This is a genomic window from Paenibacillus sp. FSL M7-0802, assembly GCF_038004945.1.
Taxonomy (GTDB): Bacteria; Bacillota; Bacilli; order Paenibacillales; family Paenibacillaceae; genus Paenibacillus; species Paenibacillus polymyxa_B.
Map to the genome: position 1 here is coordinate 3,103,602 of NZ_JBBOSD010000001.1, position 18,694 is coordinate 3,122,295.

Consider the following 18,694-nt stretch of genomic DNA (forward strand, 5'->3'; position numbering starts at 1 on the left):
CCTCGCATCCTGTCCTCTTTGTGTTGGGTATAGATTAAGCGTTCGCTTCTTCTTCTGTTTCCTGGCTGTCTTCCTCTGCGGGAAGTGCCCACACCGATACACTGCCGGCACGAACGGGAAATATGCCGTAGCCATCCTGCTCAATCTTTACAGTATGATCGTGACGCCCGGTCAAATCTATCCATTCTTCCGCTGCATGTTGTTTGCCTACGAACATGCGCTTTTCTCCGTCATTTGCGTTGGTGATCACCACAGCACATCCGGAGCCTTCCAGCTCAGGCACGCCTTGACGAACCCATCCAATCGTATGGGGATCATCGAAATAATCTTTTTGCTCACCATAAGCTTTATGGTATCGGGCATATAGAAGCGGGTCTAGCTCAGCCTGCTTGCCTTTGACGGGCGTTTGTCCCTGGATGCCGTAGTAATCGCCATAGAATACGCAGGGATAACCGTCCTTGCGCAGCAAGATAAGTGCATAGGCGCTGGGCTTGAACCAGTCCTCCACCCAGGATTCAAGCGCTTCATGCGGCTGGGAATCATGATTATCGACAAAAGTAACCGAGTTCAGGGGATGGGTATGAACAAGCGTATCCTCGAAAATGGTGCTTAAATCGAAATCCTTGCCACCCAAGGAAGCGCTATGTAGTTTGTAGTGGAGGGATACGTCAAATAGGTCGATTTTATAATCAATGGTATCGAGGAACTTTTGACACGATTCCAGATCCGGTTTCCAAAACTCGCCTACCATATAAAAATCCTGTCCGCGTTTTTTAATCATTTCTGTAGCAAACTCTCGTACAAATTCATGATTAATATGCTTGATTGCATCCAGACGGAATCCGTTGCATTGCAGAGTATCTACCAGCCATTTGCCCCAGCGGATCATCTCTTTGCGCACATCCTGATGATTATAATCAATATTGGCGAACATTAAATAATCATAATTGCCGAATTCATCATCTACATTTTCGCTCCAGCTTTTATTTTTACCTAAAATACGATAGATTCCTGTCCGGTCCTGGCTTGCATCGTAATCGGTTCCGTTAAAATGTTCAAAGTTCCATTGAAATGTGGAATACTGACCTTGACGGCCGGGGAACGTAAATTTAGTCCAGCCCTCGATATCAAAGGGCTCGGAAATGACCTCATTGCGGTTATCCGGATTGACCTCGACGACCTTGAACACTTCGGTTTCATCCGCGCCAGCCTTATGGTTCATAACCAGATCGACATAGACGGCCACACCGTGGCGAACGCAGGCGGCAACAGCCTCCAGCAGGTCTTCCCTGGTTCCGTATTTGGTGCGCACCGCACCTTTTTGGTCAAATTCGCCCAGATCATAAAGGTCATAGACGCCGTATCCCGTATCCTCGGGCGATTGGCCTTTGGTGACAGGTGGAATCCATATCGCGTCAATTCCTTTGGCTTTCAGTTCCGGCGCCAGGCGGGTAAGCTTCTTCCAGTGAGAACCGTCAGCTTCGACATTCCACTCGAAAAATTGCATCATCGTATGGTTCCTTTTCATGTGCGTCCCTCCTTCATATATAACAAGTTACCCACCAAGTGAGGGGGGCTAAACGTCAGACGGTCAATATGATGCTGAATGAAGAACAAGGATCGCTGTATAACGTATGCTAAATCATTAAAATTTGTTATACCTAAGTGTTCCCAACGACTCGGGTAGCTAGAAAAGGGAACGTGAAAACGGTAAAATGAATCTAACTTAACAATAGTTCGGGTTTTGGTGAAAACCGTAAAGCACGAGCAACAGAGGAAAGGAGGGGTGGACGTGACAGAACCGCAGCAGAACAAGGATGAAGCGAGCAAACCGCTGATTAAAAAATGTACGTATTGTCAGGAAATGAAACCTTTAACGGACTTTCAGCGCAGAACGGGTCGCCGGGCTGGTCCTTATTCACGGCGTGGTCCTTGCCGTTCCTGCCGAGGGTTGGCCCCGGCCCCGCAAGAACGTGCGGCTACGTCCGCTCCTTCCGGCGAGGAAACGAACCCCTCGGTTGCTCCCGTGACGCAGCATAGCCTTGAAGCAAATACGGCTGCGCACAGCCTGGAGGCGCCACTACCTATGGAGGCACAACGCCCCCGCAGGAAGCTGGTCACGGATAAAGCGCGTGAGCGCCACCGGCAACGGGTTCGGCATCTGCTTAGCAGGCTGAAGCCTGCGGATACCCGGGCATTGCGGCTCAATCGCAATGGCATGATTCGGCTAAGAGGCAAAACCGACCAGGGGAGACGCTGGCATCAAGAGATTGAGCTTGATCTGGCCATGACCCTGGTCAGAGAGCGTATGGCGGTGATTGTTAATCCATACACCGTGCGCAGACTGTATAGCAACAAGGAATTTCGTCAATATGTGCTTAAGCGTGACCGCTATACTTGCTTTTTTTGCGGAGACTACGGTGACACGATTGATCATTTACTGCCTCGGGCAAAAGGGGGGCACACGACGCCGGTCAATTGTGTATGTGCTTGCAATGAATGCAATCAAGTTAAGGCTGCCCGCGATGTAGATGAGTTCATTGAATCTGGTGTGCCGCAGCCGTCTCCTGATGATTTCGAAGCACCTGATAATCCTGATACTTCTGAAGACACCCTACGTACGTAGGGCGATTCTTGGAGCGTAGGTCCCTTAGTACAGTTCTACTTCAAAGCCGGATTCCTTCCAGGCTGTTGTTCCGCCTTCGATAAAAGCTACATTGGTAAAGCCCATCTGCTGGAGTGTATAAGCTGCCAATGCAGCTTGTCCGCCTGCCCCACAAGTGGTGATAATCGGGCGGTTGCGGTCACGTAGACGTTCGTCACGCAAATCCTGTGGAACCTCCAAGTCAGCGCGGATGGGCAGCATGCCCAATGAAATATTGGCGCTTCCGCGAATCAGACCGCAAGCGCCTGCATCATGGGAGTCCTGTACATCGATAACGAATGTATCAGGATTTGCCTCCATTCGCTGACGTGCCTCCTGTGAATCAATGCCTTGAACGTGCTGTCTCGCCTCTTGAACCATATCTCCAAATGTTTTAGCCATCATTTTAAACCTCCGTATGAATATATTTTGTGTTATTTTCATATTATCGAACTGAAACGTACGCTCTCTATTACCCTCCTCTAGCATAAAATGACCCTTTTTTTAAGGAAAGTTGGACAAAAATCGAGCTTATTCTAATTTTTATCTAAAATAACAATAAAAATTTTGCAGAAATTTGTGCAAATTTAAAATTTCTTCGACGATTGTGTTGTGAAAGGTGTAATATAGAGGTATAGGGTTCCGTTTCGGCCTGTTGTAGTCACGAAGGAGCGCTTCGTGGGATATTCCGCAGCAGTAACAACAGAATACCGTCTGAGCAATATACAATTGGCATCTGCGATAAATCAGTCTTGCCCTTTAGGGTATAGGCCGGTTTTAGCTGTGCTTCTTGCATGTTTAGGGCGTGAATTCAATGCACGTTTTATTGCTAGAGTTTATGGATACAGGTTACGAGAAAGGAATGGACTTCTATTTTCACAGTAAAGGAGGACGTTCACGCATGTCTGAAAACCAACAAGAGGTGGCAGTAACACAAGAAGCTACCAAAGAGTCTCGGGATGTATTGGACCAATTGATGAAACCGGAGGTTCAGCAATCGCTGACCGTGCTGGTAGAAAATCTGCCCAAGTTGACTGAGATGGTTACTTTGATGACCGACGCTTATGATGTAGCTCGCAGTCTGGCGACTGACCCTGTCTTTATCGGAGATATGAAAAGCTCCATGGGAGAGTTTGTGAAGCCTGTTACAGATTCGGCTAAAGGATTGGCTTCTGCTGCAATTGAAGCAAATGACCGTGTACAAACTACAGACGGCAGTGTAGGTCTGTTTGGCCTGCTCAAAATGCTTAAAGATCCGAATGTACAAAAAACGCTGCGTTTCAGCCAGGCTTTCCTGGATATTCTGAATGAGCGCCAACGCGAAAGCAAATAATTACCTGATCAAGAACGGAGGATGGACATGTCGAAGCAAATTTTGATCTTGGGCGGCGGATACGGCGGATTGCTGGCCGCTCTTACAGCACGCCAGCATATGGACGCTAGCCAAGCAACCATTACAGTGGTTAACCGCTTTGCGTCGCACCAAATTATTACGGAACTGCACCGTTTGGCGGCAGGTACAATTGCTGAAAAAGCTGTTGCGCTTCCTTTGGAAAAACTGCTGCGTAACAAGGAAATTATCCTGAAAGTGGATACTGTTTCCGAAATCAAGCCTGACGATAAAAAAGTAACCTTGGCCAGTGGCGCTACGTTGAGCTATGACGCTCTCGTTATTTCCCTGGGCAGTGAAACGGCTTACTTCGGTATTCCAGGACTGCAAGAGCATAGCTTCACGCTGAAATCAGTGGCAGAAGCCAATCGCATTCGCGCACATGTGGAAGCTCGTCTGGATGCTTACAAGCAATCCGGTAACCAAGCGGACGCTACAATCGTTATCGGTGGTGGCGGTCTGACTGGCGTTGAGCTGGTGGGCGAATATGCTGACAAATTGCCTGCAATTTGTCGCGAAAAAGGTATTAACTACGAAGATATCAACTTGTATTGCGTAGAAGCTGGACCATCTATTTTGGCAGGCTTCCCTCAACCACTGGTTGATCGTGCAGTAACAAGCCTTGAAAAACGTGGCGTTCAAATCGTAGCGGGTGTTCCGATTACAGAAATGAAAGCTGACGAAGTTCTCTTGAAAGACGGACGTTCGATCAAAACGAACACACTGATCTGGACAGGCGGCGTACAAGGTAATGCACTGGTTGGCGCATCTGGTATTGAAGTAAACCGTGGTCGCGCAACTGTGAATGGTGCGCTGCAATCGACTTCTCACGAAGACATCTTCCTCGCTGGCGACAGTGCAGTGGTGTTCCCGAGTGAAGGCGAGCGTCCATACCCACCAACTGCACAGTTGGCTTGGCAAATGGGCGAATTAGTTGGTTACAACATCTTCGCTTATTTCAACGGAGCGAAAATGGAACGCTTTACACCAGTATTCTCCGGTACACTGGGCAGCTTGGGCAGAACAGACGCGATTGGTACTGTAGGCGCGAATGGCACCCAACTGAAAGGCGCTGTAGCCACTTTGATGAAGGAAGGCAGTAACATCCGTTACTTGTCCCACATCAAAGGACTTTTTGCATTGGCCTATTAATATTTCTTACATTTTATATGGTTCATTGGAAGAGAGCGCTATTCAGCGCTCTCTTTTTTGTAGCTTTTCTTTTCGACACTAGCGATACTCACGATTCATTAGTCTTAATTCACTTTCATCTTCGCTAACTCCGCCACCTGTGCAGGGGGGAGCGCACCTTCAAATATACTCAGCTCATCAATAGATCCTTTGAACGCAGGGTCCCACCAGTTGACACCTAAGCTGAATGATCCAGATTTAGAGGTAAAGACATCTGGAAATCCTGAGCCGGTAAATTGAATCTTTCCATTCACATACACGGCTAACATTCCACGATCTACAGTGAAGGCGAGATGTGTCCATTCATTTGTTTTGATCTTTAGGCCGGTACTGCCGGTATACCAAGATGAGCTGCCGGACCAGACCATTGTGTTATCCTTCTCAGGTCCTCTTGGCAAAAGGCTAATCCAGTGATTACTATCCATAGCTCCAAAGAAAGTTGGTGTATGAACAGTCAATTCGCTTGGTTTTACCCACAGTGACACGGAATATGCTGAGCTGGATATGAGTCCTGCAGGCAGAGCAATGCCTGACTTTCCGTCAAGGACTACAGCTTGGCCTCTTACGCCTTCAGCGTAGGACACACTTCCTCCCTGGCGATCGATTCGGTCACCGATAACTTCGCCATTAGCAAAAGCATCTTGCTGATCCTCTAGATTATTTTCAAACGTGTATGACGCAGTCAATGTTGCCTTCTCATAAGGGGATACCGTGATGTTAAAAATTTTGTCCCGACTACGTTCTCCCTTGGTAATAGTAGCTGTCAAAGTGGCAGATGCAGCCTTTTCTCCGATTCCTGGACGCTTGATTTCACCTGTATCCGTAATGACGCTTTGGTCTGAAGTTTTCCAGGTAATCCGGGATTGCCGACTGCCTTCCTTCGGAAGATTCAGGCTAGCCGTCACCCGACTTGTATCGCCAAGATCTAATTCACGATACACACTGTCCACTACTGTCGTATCGGTCATATCAGGGAGCTTACTGCCCCAAGCCATCTCACCTTTATTCGATAAAACTGTAAACGCCAGGATGTATTGATTCGTAACCTGATCCCATTGTCTTAAGAACACCCCATCCAATATAGCACCATCCAGTGTTAATTGGATATTCGAATCCCCCGACTTGCGCCATGTTCCTTGCACATCGCCTTCAATGGTATGATCTGCTTTAAGCTGAATGAATTGCGTATTCTTGATCGTAGCCGAAGAATCACTGCCATGATTAATATATTGATAATCGCCAATGAATTGTTTCTCATCTAGCTTTGTAAGCGTCTCGCCACCGTAACGATAAGGAGCTACGACGGGCCAGTCCTCCTGATTCATGAACATTTGGTGTACACGCAGCTCATGTGTCTCCCCCTGATGAGGGAATCGGGTATGAAAGACGACAAACATTTGTCCAGTAGCAGGATCGGTGTATACAGAATTGTGTCCAGGGGAAACATAGCCGTAGCCAGTGTCTGTACCGGGGTCACCTATTTTACTATCGAACAAGAAATTACCTATTAACTTGTTGCCATAAGTTATATTTTTGGTGTTTGCTGGCAAAACAGCATTCTGTCCTTTGGCATCTTTATAAGGTCCTGTCGGACTCTTGGAACGGAATAACCTCATGTTATACCCCCCGTCCGCTGCAAGACCGCCGTAGGTTACATACAAATAGTAATAACCCGTCTCCTGGTTGTATTCAATATACGGACCTTCCCCTGACTCACCGTATCCGCCTGCGATCTTGGTGCCAAAATAACGATCAATGAGCCGACCGTCTTCTGTAGTTCCATCTTTACCTGGGTACATGGGTTTGCCAGTTGCTTTATCTAGCTCCAGTAAAAATATTCCCCCGGACCATGATCCATACGTCATCCACAAGCGACCGTTTGCATCGTAAAAAACGCTTGCATCGATTGCATTTGGGAACATCCGATTCGCATAAGAACCATCGGTATTAAACCATCCCGGTCTGGGCCCCTCAAGCTTGCCTTCCTTAATAAGTTGTTGAATCGGCGTATTTGTCCATTTTTTATCTACCTTGCTATCTTTATCGAATGCAGTCTCCTTCGTAAAACCAGTGTGTATAATGGTATCCACATATTGATATGGACCCTCGATTTTGGGTGCAACTGCAATGCCGATCGCGGAACGAATGTAGGTGGAAGATGCACTATAATAAATCATATATGCCCCTTTTGTCCCATCCTCATTGACATAATGCTCATTCCAAAATACATCGGGCGCCCATACCGAGAATCCTCCCTTACTATCCGCATCATTCTCACCCGCCCAAGCGAAAGATCCGGCCAGATTCTTCGATAAATCCCCGTAAAGTGTGTTTCCAGGCGTGGTGTAACCGTTTGCAAAAGAAGTCCAGTTTGTAAGATCTTTTGACTTCGCCGCAGAGATATGTGACCCAAATACATAATAAGTGTCACCCTCTTTGACAATGGAAGGGTCATGAACCGATACATTAGAGAAGGTTGGCGCATCTTGCTTATTGTTCTGGTCTGGCACCGTTGCCGCCGCGTCTATTGCACCTAATGGTGCGCTTGCGATTGCTAATAATAATGTTAGTGTTATTGCAATACTTTTCCTGACTTTACGTTTAACAAAACTTCTCATCATACACATTTGCCCCTTTCTAAATTGGAATACAGAGATATATTCTGCTTTCATTGCTAAATACCTTTCTATTTATAAATATTATTAATGTATTTATGAATTATATGGCTATAAGGAAGGTTTTAGCATCCAACACCGAGATATACCTGTAAGGTGAATCCTCATTATTTTAGAGTGAGCCAACTGGATGGTATGATCTTTATTTAGGTAAAAATTATAAATTATGGTTGACGTTATGTTTTTGTGAGGATAAGCTAGTTATGAAAAATAAGTCGTAAGAACTGTTACTTGAACAAATTTTTGTTTTAGCCTAAACGCTAACAAAGGAGAGCATTATGAAAATCAGACTGTTGGTCTGCCTTATGATTGTACTAAGTTTTGCTACTACAAACTCGAATTTGGCATCGGCTCAAGATCATACCCCCATACACTTGAAGGTCAATGATCATTACGTTTTATACACCTACCCTGCATCCCCCTTTGTGGATAAGAAGGGAAGGCTGCTTATACCGCTCCAAGTGGCTGAGGATATACTGGGCGGTAAAGTAACTTATAATGCAGCGAACAAAACCGCTTCTGTTGATCTGTTAGACCGTAATGTAACGGCAACGATTGGATCACCCGATATATCGGTTAACGGCGAACCCATGACAATGGACACAGTCCCTATCATGCTAAGTAATGCAATGTTTTTACCGGTATCCATTTTGTTGAAAGATACAGATGCGAAGATGGAGTGGGATTCCAAGCGTGGCTTATTGAAGCTAAGGCATGATAGCTTTACGGAAAGTCCAGTTCTTATGAGGTTTAAGGGACAAGACTTGGCCCAAGTCATTGATGCGAATGCATTTGATCTTATTTCCTTTGACTGGGATCAAAGGCAAGGTGTATTGAATATTCATGCTACGTATAAGAGCGACTTATCGCCCGCCTTCAAGCAAATTGACTTTAATCCTATGATTGTTTATAGCAAAGGGACCTATAGTGTATATCCTTATTCTAAACCCAGTATGTTTTACAAAGTTAAAATAACCAGTCCTGGTAATTTGGTTTATACAATGAATATCGATACAACCAATGCGGATGAAGATTATATAAAATATATTACTTCTGTTGGCAGATTAATTAAGTAGTGGAATGTATGTTGCTTGTACATCATAAAAAAGCGACAAAGGCTTAAGGGCCTTTGTCGCTTTTTTTGAAAGATTAATCTTAGAAGGTAATGATTTGACTGCTGTTCCCTTTATTGCGTATAGTTCCATCGACTCTATCAATGGACTCTTCGTCTTTAAGAAAATCAATAATGCCATCTGTCAGGTTGCTTCTTTGTAAATTTGACATTTTATTCCAATCATCCGGATTTACATACACATCCACGTTAGCTTTATTGCTGTCGCCTCTTACGCTGAAATCAAAGCCGTATCCTGCGTAGCTGCTGTATCTGTTGAATAAATCACGTTGGATACTGCTTGCGTCGAAAGATGTACCTACTTTTTTAATCGTAACATCGCCTCTGCTATTGGTTGTAAAGGTTGCTAATTTATCTCTATTACTAGAGTTCTTAACCGTACCCTCTACCTCGGCATCTTTGTACTCTTTCAAAATATCTTCAACGATATCTTCCAGATAGGTTCTTTGTTTGCTGCTGGATAAACCTTCCCATCTGGATTTCGTCATTTCGATGGTCACTGTAATATCGTTTTTGTTGCCACTGAGCTCAATATCCGAATTAGTATCGTAGTCATCGCTGTGATCATCGTTCAACTCCTTTTGGAGATCCTTCAAGGTGCTAGAGCTGCTTTTGCTCGCGTCATCTTTTAGCGTCTGATTGTCTTTTTGCAATTGAGCGATGGTAGCATCTTTCGTCGTGTTTGCTGCTTTTGCTGTGTTGAGCTCTTGAGTCAGCGTCGTAATCTGGTTATTCAACGCCGTCACTGTAGATTGATCAATCGGAACGCCGTTGTCGGCAATGACTACGCGTTTGTTTGTACCATCCCATGTTACCTTTTTATCCAAAGCTGTACCTGCCAGCTTCAGTGGGATATACGTTACGCCATCCAGCAGGAACGGTTCTGTTTTGGCATCATAAGGAACCTCGGTTCCGTTGTAGATGATTTTGATATTGTTATATACTGCTTGGATCGGCTTAGTCACTTGTGCGGCATATGTGGATTGGCTGAAAAGAGCCCCGGATATGGCCAAGGCGGATACGGCAGTGATGATGACAGGTTTTTTGATAGATTTCAGTGATTTCATTCGTTGGTCTACCCCTTTATTTAAGAATTATAGCCTGGTTCATAGACTAGAGTAACATTAATGCCTACAAAATCCAACAGCTTGGAGAGTCATTATGGGTTGTGCTTATATTGGTTAGACGCAACAGCAACCGTAAAAGTTGCCCTGTTTGCGCAAAAGTTTTTCCAAAAGTATCCGAACAACACAAAACAAGCCCGCTGCACAAGACAGCGAGACTTGTTGGTAAAACAGTGCGTCGAGGTTATCCATTCAGGATTATTTGCCGTCCTTCAGTTTGCCTGCTGTTTCCTGAAGATGGCCTTTGGCCTTATCCAGTTTACCTTCGGCTTGAAGGGACTTATTATTGGTAGCGTTCCCGATTTGGTCCTTGATTTCACCTTTGGCTTTGTTCACATTACCTTTGATTTTATCGCTAATTCCGTTATCCTTCATGTTGTAGCCCTCCTTATGTGATCGAACTTTCATTCAGCATGCTGTAGTTAGTCATTACCCGAGTGAGGGTAATACGAAACCAGAGGCTGTATATCACAGACGGGGGTATAATGTTGGATACGGGTTAAATCAGAACGTGAAGTGGGGAGTGAGCGCATGCTCAAAATTTTATTGTTTATTCTCGTTATTCAAATTATTTACGTATCGGCGTATACACTGCGCATGATTCTGACGCTGAAAGGACAGAAGTACATTGCTGCGCTCATTAGCACCGTGGAAGTTACGGTCTATGTGTTGGGCTTGAATGTTGTGCTTAAGTACCTGGATCAAGTGGCAAGTCTTGCAGTATACGCCATTGGCTATGCATTGGGCATTCTTATTGGAGCATGGATTGAGGAAAAAATAGCGCTTGGTTATGTCACTGTTAAGGTGATCAGCAATGAGATCAATGGAGGAATTGCCAATGCGCTACGGGACAAAGGATACGGTGTTACAGCCTGGCTGGGCAGTGGACGTGATGGAGAGCGCCTGGTGATGGAAATTTTGGCTAAACGGAAAAACCAGAATAAGCTGTATCAGTCCATTCTGGAGCTGGATCCTAAGGCTTTTGTCATTACGGTAGAGCCGAAGCAATTTCATGGCGGCTTCTGGACCAAGGCTATCCGTAAATAAACATTTTGGTAAATTGCGCATATTTTTTGGACGTTAGAGCATATTAATACCCGGACAGGTGGAAATTAACAGTAAGCCGACAGGGGATATTACCCTATAAAAACCGAGGGGGGATATAGATGTACAGACGCCAGGCCCCGGAAATCATTCCAGAGGAAAATACGGCTATTTGGTCGTGTACAAACGAGGGTTGCAACGGTTGGATGCGAACGGATTTCACCTTTTTGAACGAGCCTGCTTGTCCGCTTTGCCAAGCCTCGATGGGGCAAGAAATGCGGATGCTGCCGATTCTCAATCGGGCGGGCAATTCCTTTGTCGCCCAGCGCTCCTAGTCCAGGATTTTGCAAAATCTACAATTGAATGTGAGTACGATGATCACACTGCAGAATTTATGAACGTCAAAAGCCGCTCCAGCGACATGCTGAGCGGCTTTTGGTTGTGGAAATTAGAGTAGGGGTGACCTGTCCCCAAGTAAGGTATGCATTGATCATGGTCTCTGGATGGGCTGCACGGAATCACGATATACAATATGTCCCTGCACCAGGACTCGACCAAAGCGGCTACCGGGATGGCTTATTTTTTTCATCATCGAATCAATCGCGGTACGTGCCATCTGCTCGATGTCTACTCCGACCGTGGTCAGTTGCGGAACAATAAGAGTGGCGTATACATCGTTGTCAAAGCCGACCACAGAGCAGTCTTCAGGTACGCGGTATCCCAGACCAATGAGCTTATGCACCAGATTGTGAGCGACCTGATCGCAGTTACATACAAAGGCAGTTGGTAGCGGCTGAGGAAGCTCCATTTCAACATAAGTACCTTCGTCGTCCCGGTCACTGAGCACCCACTCGTTACGGAGGGGCAACCTGTGCTCCAGCAAGGATTTATAGTAGCCGAGGAAACGATCCTGAATACTACTGGTGGAATAGATATTACCCACATATGCAATATCCCGGTGTCCCTGGGCGATCAAATAGTTGGTCAGCTCGTAGGCTCCGTAAAAATTATCCGTCACCACGGAGTCGATATCGGCATGCTCATCATAAAAATCGAGAAACATTTTGGGCAGGTCCATGGTTTGTACAAGCTCAATATATGGCTTGCTCACTTGGCCCAGGAGAATGAAGCCGTCCACCTTGCGGTCGTAATAGATACGTGGCAGATTAAGCTGTTCTTCGTCTTCGCGATGGAGGATGTGAAGGATGCCGTAGTAGCCGTATGGCTCCAGTGCCCGTGAAATTTGCTGGTAGATGTGCAGATAAAACGATTGGCCGGGGCCGGTAAAACGTTCAGGGATGACAACACCAATGTTATAGGTGAGGCCCTCCTTCATGGACTTGGCAACGGTATTGAAACGATAACCCATTTCTCCTGCGAGCGTCTTAATACGCTCTTTTAGCTCCTCGCTAACCCCATCCTTGTCATTGAGCGCCTTCGACACGGTCACGCTGCTTACTCCCAGCTTATCTGCAATATCCCGCATCGTTACGTTGCTCTTCATTCCTGTTCCGCCTTCCAATTTTAAAAAGATAAGCATTTTGCCTAATCCAGAGAATGGATGCAAAATGCTGGGGAATATATCAGTAGCTTAGCCGCCTGTAAAAATCCAAAAGACTTAGCAGGGTTGCTGTCCTGTAAAGATACAAAGACTGGCAGCATGGCTGCCCATAGAACAACTATTAGCCTGCGGGTAACAGTTGTTCTATGGATAGTATACATGGTTCCGCAAGCAGGATAAAGCCTGCGGCTTATGTCCGCTGGGAAGGACGGGAGTGTGCTTGCAATAGCGCTTCATTGTGATGAATTAGCTCACGACGAACAGCGGCGCTGCTGAGAGAGCGCAACGGGTCGGATGGTGTATTGAAGGTGTAGTCCTCCAGTCGAGCGATGGTGGTCGTCGCTACGTGGATACGGGTATCACTGGATGCGTAGTAAATAAAGACTTCATCTTGTTCGTTAACGACTGCCCCATTGCAAAAAATAACATTCGAAACGTCACCCACGCGTTCCTCATCATAAGGAGCCAGAAAGTGCCCGCCGGGCTTGGCGATGACGCGCGTAGGGTCTTCCAGACTGGTGGCAAAGGTATACAGCACATACCGCAACCCAGCGGCCGTATTGCGTACCCCGTGAGCGATATGAATCCAGCCGCGACTGGTTTTGATCGGGGCAGGGCCCTGACCATTCTTGGCTTCGTACACCGTATGATAACAACGCTCATCAATGACGGTTTCGTGTTCAATCACGGGTTGTGTAATATCTTTGCACAGGCCGAAGGCGATGCCTCCGCCTGAACCGGTGGAAATAAACCCGTCCTGGGGACGAGTATAGAAGGCATATTGACCGTCCACAAATTCAGGGTGCAGGACAACGTTGCGCTGCTGTGGGGATTGGGTAGTGATGTTGGGAAGCCGGGTCCATGTACGAAGATCACGAGTACGGACCAGTCCGGCCTGAGCGACAGCACTGGAGGTATCGTGAGGTGGTGCGTCAGGGTCTTTTTTCTCTGAGCAATAAATACCGTAAATCCAGCCGTCCTCATGCTTCACCAGCCGCATATCGTACATATTTGTTTCTTCTGGGTCGATATCCTCCCATACTAGGGGGGCGTCAATGAATCGAAATTGATCAATGCCGTTATCGCTCTCTGCTAAAGCGAAAAATGATTTTCGATCCAGTCCCTCGGTACGCGAAACAAGAATGTATTTTCCTTCATGATAGATTGCCCCTGGATTCAATGCCGCATTTACACCCAGCCGCTCCATGAAAAAGGGATTAGTTTGCGCATCCAGATCAAACCGCCAGTGAAGTGGAACATGATGGCGTGTGAGCACTGGATAGAGGTAGCGTTCGTAGATACCATTATAAAAGGTAGCTTTAACCTCATTGGGGCGTGTAATCAGTTCCTCTTGCTGCAACCGCAGCTCATTGTATTTGCTATGGATCATTGGTTTTCCATCCTTTCTAGCATTTCTATGCAAAATCGGCTGTTGTGATAAGGGCACTTCCAGGGTCCTGCAATCTCTCTCGCATCAGGCTTACCATCCGCTTGAACTGACCAGAACCATTCGCCTCCGGGGCGCGGATCGATGATATATTGCCGGGTATAGGACCATAGATTTTTCACAATTTGCAAAAAACGTTCGTCTTTTGTACGTTGAAACGCATTGTAAAAACCAACCATCCCCTCGGCCTGTACCCACCAGATACGTGAGGTGTCTACTCGCTCTCCTTCCCGCTCATTGATGAGCGATCCGTCTGGCTGAACAGCGCGCTCTGCTACCGCATTGGCAATATCCATCACCATATCCACGTATTCTGACGGGTAATAACCCAGCACACTCATAGCGTCCTCAATCAACCAGCTGGCTTCGATGTCGTGACCATATGAGGTCAGGTCAAGCAGAGAGCGCCATTCACGATCGAAGAATACCCCCAATCGTCGGGCGGAAGCATCGTAAACACGATGATATAAAATATCCAGTACGTTCGTCAGCGCATTTCGAACCTCTTCATTTGGCCAGACGCGCAGCAATTGGGTATACGCCTCCAAAACATGAATATGCGTATTCATGGTGATATGCGCGGTAACCCCATTTTCGCTGAGTAGCTCATTAGGCTGCGTGTTCCACAAGCGGTCATATTGTTCGCCGTATGCCTGTCGGGTGCGATCATATCCTTTTTGCTCCAGCAGGTGGAACAGCTCCATAGCTAGTGGTAATGCATTCGGGTCGTCTGTGGCACGTGCATACTCTGCTATCGCATAGATCGCAAATGCCTGTGCGTATACATGCTTGCACGTGTCCACGGGTTGCCCGGTGTAGTCCACCATCCAGTACATTCCTCCATGTAATGGATCAAGCAGGTGATTCCGCAGGAATGTGAATGCATGTCGTGCGGCTTCTGCATAGGTATTTTCCCCTGTTACACGGGCAGCCGCCGAGAATGACCAGAGTAGCCGTGCAGTGGCAATCCCGCCTTTGTCGGCTTGGTTATGAGTGTGCAGATCCACCTCCACCTCGCCGTAAAACCCACCGTGTGTCTCATCCTTCAGTCCAAGCCAGAATGGGAGTATGTGTTCCTTCCATTCCTGTCTAATTTCGTCCAGTAGTGTTTCCAAGAGACAAAGCCTCCTTCGGAAAATAAGTTATTAGGTTATCGTTAACTTTACAGAAGTATCATATCTAGGTGTTTGTAAACTGTCAACTATTCTCGTCTTGTGTTTATTTACAAGATAATAGCCCAGCGTACTGTACAAAAAAATAATGTAATTGACATAGTAAGCGTTATCATAATAAAATAATTTTTGTTAGCTTAACGATAACCTTATTTAAAAAAATGGGAGGGGTCGTTTTATGAAGTTGTCTAAAGTTTTGATGCCATTGTTGTCAGTGCTACTAGTAGCGGGTTTGTTTGCAGGCTGTGCTCCAAAAGCATCGGATACACCAGCAGCCAGCTCTGATCCAAAGGATGTGGAAGGTGAAATTACGGTTATCACACAGCGGACAGATATTGTGGATACGGTGTTTCAGGACTACGCCAAGGAATTTAACAAACTTTATCCGAACGTGAAGGTCAATTTTCAGGCATTGGCCGATTATGAGGGTCAAATTAAAATCCGTATGGGGACCAGGGATTATGGAGATGTTTTGCTGATTCCTGGCAGTATTCCAGTTGAAGAGCTGCCCAATTTTTTCGAGCCACTGGGTACTTATGAGGAGATGAAAAACAAGTATACCGGCCTTGAAGAACGTACGGTGGATCATAACAGTTACGGTATTCCGATTGCGATGGTTTACTCTGGTGTGATTTATAACAAAAAGGTGTTCAAGGACGCAGGAATCACGCAGCTTCCCAAAACACCGGACCAATTCCTAACAGCGTTACAGCAGATTAAGGACAAAACCAAGGCAGTGCCGCTGTTTACGAACTATGCCTCTGGTTGGGCACTGACCCAGTGGGAGTCTAGTCTGGCAACATTGGCGGGTACGAAGGAATACGTGAATATCACACAGCCAAATACAGATGACAATTTCACGAAAGGACAGCCCCACTATGAACTGTATAAGGTCCTGTACGATGCAGCTAAAAAAGGCCTGATTGAAAAAGATCCAACGACTACGGATTGGGAGACCTCCAAGGCGGATCTCGCTCAAGGCAAAATCGGTGCGATGGTACTTGGCTCTTGGGCGATTGACCAGATCAAAAGCACAGCTCCTAACAAGGAAGATATCGGTTTTATGCCTTTCCCGACGAATGCCTCGAAGGTACTTGTACCGCTAGCGGGTGATTTTAATCTCGGTATTAACGTAAACAGTGAAAATAAAGCGGCGGCCCGTGCTTGGGTGGACTGGTTTACCGAAAAGTCCAACTATGCTGTAGAGCAGGCAGGCAGTATTAGTCCGCTGAAGGGTGCCCCAATGCCTAGCATTTTGAAGCAATACGAAGATCAGGGAGTGGTTTTTGAAACGCTTACTCCGTCTCAAAAAGGACAGGAAGGAATTGTTGATAAAATAGACAAAATGGGCGAAATTGGTTTGTGGCAGCCCGATTTCAAGAAACGCATTATTGAGGCAGCGGTTGGTAACCGCCCGGAATCGTATGACGCTATTATGAAAGACCTGAACGATGCATGGGTGAAGGCGCGTGCTGAAGTGGCTGCAAAGGAAGCAAAATAGCCATCTGAACTGACGAAAAAAAGGATCGACGTAGCAGTCGATGGACGGATAGCCAGGAGGTGCAGCATGTTAAAATTTTCGAATCTCAGCTACTCCAAACAAAGATTGGCGATTATTGTTGCCTTTTCATTTATTCCGCTAGCGCTGCTGATCACTTTTGCGTACTTGCCGGTGATCAATATGTTTAAATACAGCTTTTCGGACTGGAACGGCTATAGTAAGCGTCTGGAATATGTGGGTTTTGAAAACTATATCAAAATCTTTACCGACCCCGAGTATTTCTCGGTGTTTAAGGTCAGTCTGTATTACTTTGTAGCCACGTTTGTACAGATGGGTCTGGCCCTTTATTTTGCAACCATTCTCAGCTTTCAGACCTGGTTTAAAAATTTCTTTAAAGGCGTTTTATTTTTTCCTTCCCTAATGAACGGGGTGGCCATTGGTTTTATTTTTCTTTTCTTTTTTAAGCCAGACGGCACGCTCGATACCCTGCTTCAGGCAGTGGGGCTGGGTTCGTATGTCAAGCTGTGGCTGGGCAACCCGGAGATTATCAATATTTCGCTGGCTGGTACGTCGATCTGGAGATACATGGGCTTTAACTTTATTGTGTTTCTCGGTGCGATTTCTTCCATATCCAGTGATTTGTATGAAGCAGCCGATATCGATGGAGCCAACCGCTGGCATCAGTTCCGCTCAATTATTTTGCCGAGCATCAAGCGGATTTTGCAGTTGAATCTCATCTTGGCAATTAGCGGTGCGGTCAGTGCATTCGATATTCCGTATATTATGACCGGTGGCTCCAACGGTAGCGAAACATTCGTCATTCAAACGCTTGATGTGGCATTCAAATACAGCAAGGTCGGTTTGGCCTCGGCGATGGCGGTTGTTCTGCTGCTGATCGTAATCGCTGTTACGTTGCTTCAACGGTTGCTAATTCGGGGAGAGGAGGACTAATCATGTATAAGCTGAAAAGAATACTGGCTAGCAGCATCAAGTATGCGGCGCTACTACTAGGTGCGTTCATTGCACTGCTGCCGATTGTCGTCATTTTGTTTGCATCTTTGAAGACGAAGACTGAATATGCGGCAACCAGTCCTCTGACTCCCCCCGTGAACTGGCTGAATTGGGCTAACTATACCAAAGCCTTTATTAACGGAAATATGCTGACCGGATTTGTGAACACAGCTTTTATCCTGTTGATTTCGATCATCGGAGCCACATTAACGGGTTCCATGATCGCGTATATTTTGAACCGTTTTAAATTTAAGGGCAAAAGTCTTATGCTCGGAGCGTTCCTGCTCGCGACCCTCATTCCGGGGGTAACGACTCAGGTATCGACATTTCAAATTATCAACAAGCTGGAGCTGTTTAACACGCCTTGGGCGGCAATCTTGCTGTATTTGGGAACGGATATTATTGCGGTGTATATTTTTCTGCAATTTCTGGATTCCATTGCGGTGGCACTGGATGAATCGGCCATGCTGGATGGGGCCTCCTATCTGACGATCTACTGGCGCATTATCTTGCCCCTGCTGAAGCCTGCCATTGTGACGGTGATCATTATCAAAGGCGTTAATATTTACAACGACTTTTACACCCCGTTCCTGTATATGCCCAAAACAAGCCTTCAGGTTATATCGACGGCGCTGTTCAAGTTTAAAGGGCCATATGGCTCGCAATGGGAAGTTATTAGCGCGGGCATTATCATTGCCATTATTCCGACGCTGATTGCGTTTTTATCATTACAAAAATATATCTATAACGGATTCGCGCAGGGTTCAGTGAAATAGAATAACGGCGAAATAGAAAAATGATG

At 46.2% G+C, this 18,694-nt stretch carries 17 protein-coding genes; 9 read left to right on the forward strand and 8 right to left on the reverse strand.

Going from position 1 to position 18,694, the window contains the following annotated elements; genetic code table 11:
* Positions 1-34: 34 nt before the first annotated feature.
* Positions 35-1,528, reverse strand: a complete 1,494-nt coding sequence (locus tag MHB54_RS14425) for an alpha-amylase (RefSeq protein WP_023990898.1) — start codon at positions 1,526-1,528, stop codon at positions 35-37.
* A 264-nt stretch (positions 1,529-1,792) separates the two neighbouring features.
* Between MHB54_RS14425 and MHB54_RS14430 the strand changes: the two genes are divergently transcribed.
* Positions 1,793-2,626, forward strand: a complete 834-nt coding sequence (locus MHB54_RS14430) for an HNH endonuclease (RefSeq protein ID WP_023990897.1) — start codon at positions 1,793-1,795, stop codon at positions 2,624-2,626.
* Between the two features lie 24 nt (positions 2,627-2,650).
* Here MHB54_RS14430 and MHB54_RS14435 read toward each other — a convergent pair whose 3' ends face one another.
* A complete protein-coding gene (locus tag MHB54_RS14435) occupies positions 2,651-3,046 on the reverse strand; it encodes a rhodanese-like domain-containing protein (RefSeq protein ID WP_023990896.1) in 396 nt (131 codons plus the stop codon).
* Positions 3,047-3,545: 499 nt separating this feature from the next.
* Between MHB54_RS14435 and MHB54_RS14440 the strand changes: the two genes are divergently transcribed.
* Entirely contained in the window at positions 3,546-3,977 is a 432-nt protein-coding gene (locus MHB54_RS14440) for a DUF1641 domain-containing protein (protein WP_013312528.1), read from the forward strand.
* Between the two features lie 27 nt (positions 3,978-4,004).
* A complete protein-coding gene (locus MHB54_RS14445) occupies positions 4,005-5,186 on the forward strand; it encodes an NAD(P)/FAD-dependent oxidoreductase (protein WP_023990895.1) in 1,182 nt (393 codons plus the stop codon).
* A 104-nt stretch (positions 5,187-5,290) separates the two neighbouring features.
* On the opposite strand, the gene MHB54_RS14450 is transcribed toward MHB54_RS14445, so the two are convergent.
* A complete protein-coding gene (locus MHB54_RS14450) occupies positions 5,291-7,846 on the reverse strand; it encodes a LamG-like jellyroll fold domain-containing protein (protein WP_264454411.1) in 2,556 nt (851 codons plus the stop codon).
* Positions 7,847-8,178: 332 nt separating this feature from the next.
* Between MHB54_RS14450 and MHB54_RS14455 the strand changes: the two genes are divergently transcribed.
* Positions 8,179-8,976 (forward strand): copper amine oxidase N-terminal domain-containing protein, encoded by a 798-nt coding sequence (locus MHB54_RS14455; RefSeq protein WP_023990893.1) that lies wholly within the window; start codon positions 8,179-8,181, stop codon positions 8,974-8,976.
* A gap of 79 nt (positions 8,977-9,055) precedes the next feature.
* On the opposite strand, the gene MHB54_RS14460 is transcribed toward MHB54_RS14455, so the two are convergent.
* Both MHB54_RS14460 and MHB54_RS14465 read right to left on the reverse strand, forming a co-directional pair.
* Positions 9,056-10,099, reverse strand: coding sequence for a stalk domain-containing protein (locus tag MHB54_RS14460; RefSeq protein ID WP_023990892.1), 1,044 nt, complete (start codon positions 10,097-10,099; stop codon positions 9,056-9,058).
* Between the two features lie 255 nt (positions 10,100-10,354).
* On the reverse strand, positions 10,355-10,531 hold the full coding sequence (locus MHB54_RS14465; RefSeq protein ID WP_023990891.1) for a CsbD family protein: 177 nt from the start codon (positions 10,529-10,531) through the stop codon (positions 10,355-10,357).
* Between the two features lie 156 nt (positions 10,532-10,687).
* Between MHB54_RS14465 and MHB54_RS14470 the strand changes: the two genes are divergently transcribed.
* Complete coding sequence (locus tag MHB54_RS14470) at positions 10,688-11,203, forward strand: DUF2179 domain-containing protein (RefSeq protein WP_023990890.1); 516 nt, start codon at positions 10,688-10,690, stop codon at positions 11,201-11,203.
* A gap of 119 nt (positions 11,204-11,322) precedes the next feature.
* Entirely contained in the window at positions 11,323-11,535 is a 213-nt protein-coding gene (locus MHB54_RS14475; RefSeq protein WP_023990889.1) for a cold-shock protein, read from the forward strand.
* Between the two features lie 155 nt (positions 11,536-11,690).
* On the opposite strand, the gene MHB54_RS14480 is transcribed toward MHB54_RS14475, so the two are convergent.
* From MHB54_RS14480 to MHB54_RS14490, 3 genes are all read right to left on the reverse strand, one after another.
* Positions 11,691-12,704, reverse strand: a complete 1,014-nt coding sequence (locus MHB54_RS14480; RefSeq protein WP_023990888.1) for a substrate-binding domain-containing protein — start codon at positions 12,702-12,704, stop codon at positions 11,691-11,693.
* Positions 12,705-12,951: 247 nt separating this feature from the next.
* Complete coding sequence (locus tag MHB54_RS14485; protein WP_023990887.1) at positions 12,952-14,151, reverse strand: glycoside hydrolase family 130 protein; 1,200 nt, start codon at positions 14,149-14,151, stop codon at positions 12,952-12,954.
* The gene (locus MHB54_RS14490) at positions 14,148-15,323 is read right to left on the reverse strand and encodes an AGE family epimerase/isomerase (RefSeq protein WP_340981682.1); all 1,176 of its coding nucleotides are present in this window, start codon (positions 15,321-15,323) and stop codon (positions 14,148-14,150) included. Before MHB54_RS14490 ends, MHB54_RS14485 begins: the two co-directional genes overlap by 4 nt.
* A 235-nt stretch (positions 15,324-15,558) precedes the next feature.
* Here MHB54_RS14490 and MHB54_RS14495 point away from each other — a divergent pair, with 235 nt between their 5' ends.
* The 3 genes from MHB54_RS14495 (at position 15,559) to MHB54_RS14505 (ending at position 18,668) form a co-directional block, all read left to right on the forward strand.
* On the forward strand, positions 15,559-16,881 hold the full coding sequence (locus tag MHB54_RS14495) for an ABC transporter substrate-binding protein (RefSeq protein ID WP_254348388.1): 1,323 nt from the start codon (positions 15,559-15,561) through the stop codon (positions 16,879-16,881).
* A 66-nt stretch (positions 16,882-16,947) separates the two neighbouring features.
* Complete coding sequence (locus tag MHB54_RS14500) at positions 16,948-17,832, forward strand: carbohydrate ABC transporter permease (protein ID WP_053326360.1); 885 nt, start codon at positions 16,948-16,950, stop codon at positions 17,830-17,832.
* Between the two features lie 2 nt (positions 17,833-17,834).
* Positions 17,835-18,668 (forward strand): carbohydrate ABC transporter permease, encoded by an 834-nt coding sequence (locus tag MHB54_RS14505; protein ID WP_023990883.1) that lies wholly within the window; start codon positions 17,835-17,837, stop codon positions 18,666-18,668.
* Positions 18,669-18,694 lie beyond the last annotated feature (26 nt).

What these genes read in the sequence shown, in the direction of transcription:
- MHB54_RS14435 (WP_023990896.1), bottom strand. Translation starts at nt 3,046, where the DNA reads ATGGCTAAAACATTTGGAGATATGGTTCAAGAGGCGAGACAGCACGTT.
- MHB54_RS14455 (WP_023990893.1), top strand. Translation starts at nt 8,179, where the DNA reads ATGAAAATCAGACTGTTGGTCTGCCTTATGATTGTACTAAGTTTTGCT.
- MHB54_RS14460 (WP_023990892.1), bottom strand. Translation starts at nt 10,099, where the DNA reads ATGAAATCACTGAAATCTATCAAAAAACCTGTCATCATCACTGCCGTA.
- MHB54_RS14500 (WP_053326360.1), top strand. Translation starts at nt 16,948, where the DNA reads ATGTTAAAATTTTCGAATCTCAGCTACTCCAAACAAAGATTGGCGATT.
- MHB54_RS14495 (WP_254348388.1), top strand. Translation starts at nt 15,559, where the DNA reads ATGAAGTTGTCTAAAGTTTTGATGCCATTGTTGTCAGTGCTACTAGTA.
- MHB54_RS14465 (WP_023990891.1), bottom strand. Translation starts at nt 10,531, where the DNA reads ATGAAGGATAACGGAATTAGCGATAAAATCAAAGGTAATGTGAACAAA.
- MHB54_RS14475 (WP_023990889.1), top strand. Translation starts at nt 11,323, where the DNA reads ATGTACAGACGCCAGGCCCCGGAAATCATTCCAGAGGAAAATACGGCT.
- MHB54_RS14450 (WP_264454411.1), bottom strand. Translation starts at nt 7,846, where the DNA reads ATGATGAGAAGTTTTGTTAAACGTAAAGTCAGGAAAAGTATTGCAATA.
- MHB54_RS14505 (WP_023990883.1), top strand. Translation starts at nt 17,835, where the DNA reads ATGTATAAGCTGAAAAGAATACTGGCTAGCAGCATCAAGTATGCGGCG.
- MHB54_RS14480 (WP_023990888.1), bottom strand. Translation starts at nt 12,704, where the DNA reads ATGAAGAGCAACGTAACGATGCGGGATATTGCAGATAAGCTGGGAGTA.
- MHB54_RS14470 (WP_023990890.1), top strand. Translation starts at nt 10,688, where the DNA reads ATGCTCAAAATTTTATTGTTTATTCTCGTTATTCAAATTATTTACGTA.
- MHB54_RS14425 (WP_023990898.1), bottom strand. Translation starts at nt 1,528, where the DNA reads ATGAAAAGGAACCATACGATGATGCAATTTTTCGAGTGGAATGTCGAA.
- MHB54_RS14445 (WP_023990895.1), top strand. Translation starts at nt 4,005, where the DNA reads ATGTCGAAGCAAATTTTGATCTTGGGCGGCGGATACGGCGGATTGCTG.
- MHB54_RS14485 (WP_023990887.1), bottom strand. Translation starts at nt 14,151, where the DNA reads ATGATCCATAGCAAATACAATGAGCTGCGGTTGCAGCAAGAGGAACTG.
- MHB54_RS14440 (WP_013312528.1), top strand. Translation starts at nt 3,546, where the DNA reads ATGTCTGAAAACCAACAAGAGGTGGCAGTAACACAAGAAGCTACCAAA.